The organism is Bradyrhizobium sp., assembly GCF_049581145.1.
GTDB lineage: Bacteria > Pseudomonadota > Alphaproteobacteria > Rhizobiales > Xanthobacteraceae > Bradyrhizobium.
In genome coordinates, this window is record NZ_JBAURI010000582.1 from 1 (window position 1) to 3,040 (window position 3,040).

The window sequence follows — 3,040 nt, forward strand, 5'->3', positions numbered from 1 at the left end:
GCCCCGCGGCGCCAAGGCCGTCGCGGGCCGCCTGCTCGAGGGCGCCAAACCGACCAAGGACAACGCATTCAAGCTGACGCTGGTGGAGCGCACACTGGGCGCCGTCCTCACTGAGGCGAAAGGTTGAGCCATGAAGTTCGATACTCCCGCGACCACCAATCCGATCGACCGGCTCAAGGTCATCGGGCATTCGACCAGCCGGATCGATGGTCATCTCAAGACGACGGGTCAGGCGACCTACGCCTACGAGTGGCACGACGTGGTCTCCAACCCCGCTTACGGCACCATCGTCGGCGCGGCCGTCGCCAAGGGCCGGATCGCATCGATGGACCTTTCGCGCGCCAAAGCCGCATCTGGCGTCCTCGCGATCGTGACCGCGGACAACGCCGGCAAGCTCGGCAAGGGCGATCACAACACCGCGAAGCTGCTGGGCGGCCCCGACATCGAGCACTATCACCAGGCTGTGGCTGTGGTCGTCGCCGAAACCTTCGAGCAGGCCCGCGCGGCCGCGCAACTGGTCCGGATCGACTACGACGACGCAAGTGGCTCGTTCGACCTGGCGGCCGGCAAGGACGGTGCCGGCGAGGCCCCTTCCAGCGGCGGCGACAAGCCGGAGACATCCGTCGGCGATTTCGCAGGCGCCTTCGCCGCGGCGCCGGTTCAGCTCGATGCCACCTATACGACGCCGGACCAGGCCCATGCGATGATGGAACCACATGCCTCGATGGCGGCCTGGGACGGCGACAGGCTGACGCTGTGGACCTCCAATCAGATGATCGCCTGGACGGCCGCGGATGTAGCGAAGACGCTCGGTCTGCCGAAGCAGAACGTGCATGTCATGTCGCCTTATATCGGCGGCGGCTTCGGCGGAAAACTGTTCCTGCGCGCCGATGCGGTTCTGGCCGCCCTCGGCGCCCGTGCCGCGGGACGGCCGGTCAAGCTCGCGCTGCAGCGGCCCCTGATCTTCAACAACACGACCCATCGGCCAGCCACGATCCAGCGCATCCGCATCGGCGCGACGCGGGACGGCAAGATCAGCGCGATCGGACACGAAAGCTGGTCCGGCAATTTGCCGGGAGGCCGCCCGGAGACGGCGGTGCAGCAGACCCGCCTGCTCTACGCAGGCGCGAATCGGATGACGGCGCTGCGTCTGGCGATGTTGGATCTGCCGGAAGGCAACGCGATGCGGGCGCCCGGCGAGGCATCCGGGATGATGGCGCTGGAAATCGCCATGGACGAGATGGCGGAGCGGCTGAATCTCGATCCGATCGAGTTCCGGGCGCGCAACGATACCCAGGTCGACCCCGAGAATCCAAAGCGGCCATTTTCGCAGCGTCAGCTCGTCGCGTGCATGCGCATCGGCGCCGAGCGCTTCGGCTGGAACGCGCGGAATGCCGAGCCCAGGCGCCAGCGCGACGGTGGCTGGCTGATCGGGATGGGCATGGCCGCGGCGTTCCGCAACAATCTCCTGGTGAAGTCCGGCGCGCGGGTGCGTCTCGACAGGGGCGGGATCGTGACCGTCGAGACGGATATGACCGATATCGGCACCGGCAGCTACACGATCATCGCCCAGACGGCGGCGGAGATGATGGGCGTGCCGCTGGAACGGGTGGTGGTGCGTCTCGGCGACTCCAGCTACCCGGTTTCCGCGGGCTCCGGCGGGCAGTTCGGCGCAAACAATTCGACCTCGGGCGTCTATGCCGCCTGTGTCAAGCTGCGCGAGGCGATCTCGCAGAAGCTCGGGTTCAACTCGGCCGATGCCGTCTTCTCCGATGGTCAGGTCACCTCGGGCAACCGCAGCGTGGCGCTGGGGCAGGCGGCGTCGGAGGGCGACCTGGTCGCCGAGGATGCCATCGAGTACGGCGACCTCGCAAAGACGCATCAGGAATCGACCTTCGGCGCTCACTTCGTCGAGCTCGCCGTCGACGCCGCGACGGCAGAAATCCGCGTGCGCCGGATGCTCGCGGTCTGTGCCGCCGGCCGCGTCCTGAATCCGAAGACCGCGCGGAGCCAGGTGATCGGCGCGATGACCATGGGCGTCGGTGCGGCGCTGATGGAAGAGCTCGCCGTGGACAAGCGCCGCGGCTTCTTCGTCAACCATGATCTCGCGGGCTACGAAGTTCCTGTCCATGCGGACATCCCGCACCAGGATGTAGTCCTGTTGGACGAGCCCGATCCGATGTCGTCGCCGATGAAGGCGAAAGGTATCGGCGAGCTCGGCCTCTGTGGGGTCGCGGCGGCCTTGGCGAACGCGATCTACAACGCGACGGGCGTGCGCGTGCGCGACTATCCGATCACGCTGGACAAGCTGCTCGATCGCATGCCTGAAGTCGGATAGGCGTCATGAAGAAGCTTTCCAGAAGCCGGCGAAGGACCAGCACCTCCCGCTCTCAGGCCTCGGGCTCGACCAGCGACAGGGTGCGAAGCTCATGATTGGACTGCGATGACCCTCTCGAAGAGTCGTCACGCAGGGCCCATATCGTTCGAATGAAGAAGTCGTCCTCGCTCGTCACCATAAGGCCGCGCCGATCGGAGCACGTCTTACTGTGCAAGAAATGCCTGAGCCGTGTTGAAAACGGCGGCAAACTGAAGCGCAGCCTGAAATCGGAGTTGAAGAAAAGACGCTCCGGCAAAAAGACCAGGCGTCCGCGCCTGGTCTTGACCAGTTGCCTCGGTATTTGTCCAAAGCGAGCCGTCGTCATGGCAAGCGCAAGCACCTTGCGCCGCGGCGAATTTCTTCTGCTCTCCGATTCCAGGTCAGTGGCTGGTGCTGCCGACGTGCTCGTATCTGAGCAGAACGACCAGCCGGCCTCGGACGGCTGAATCCCCGGTGGCCGCGTATGCGGTCAGGCGGACGCCGTGGCGGCTATTGCAGTGGACGCATCCGCTCGTCGTGAACGGATCGGCTGGCGTCGTGTCGGCCTCGGACGCACCGTGCTGCGGTGACTGTCGAACTTGTCGCGTCCTGGACGGGATGTCCGGGAAGTTCCGGCTCATGGAACCAATCCCGGCGGCCGCGATTAAATGCTTGACCATGCGC

The 3,040-nt window shown here is 65.8% G+C and carries 2 protein-coding genes and 1 pseudogene; all 3 read left to right on the forward strand.

Going from position 1 to position 3,040, the window contains the following annotated elements; all coding sequences use genetic code 11:
- Positions 1-127 (forward strand): annotated as a pseudogene (locus WCB02_RS19265) (FAD binding domain-containing protein); the annotation flags it as partial.
- A gap of 3 nt (positions 128-130) precedes the next feature.
- Complete coding sequence (gene paoC / locus WCB02_RS19270) at positions 131-2,338, forward strand: aldehyde oxidoreductase molybdenum-binding subunit PaoC (RefSeq protein ID WP_423960452.1); 2,208 nt, start codon at positions 131-133, stop codon at positions 2,336-2,338.
- Between the two features lie 149 nt (positions 2,339-2,487).
- On the forward strand, positions 2,488-2,823 hold the full coding sequence (locus WCB02_RS19275; RefSeq protein ID WP_423960454.1) for a (2Fe-2S) ferredoxin domain-containing protein: 336 nt from the start codon (positions 2,488-2,490) through the stop codon (positions 2,821-2,823).
- The last annotated feature ends 217 nt before the right edge of the window (positions 2,824-3,040 follow it).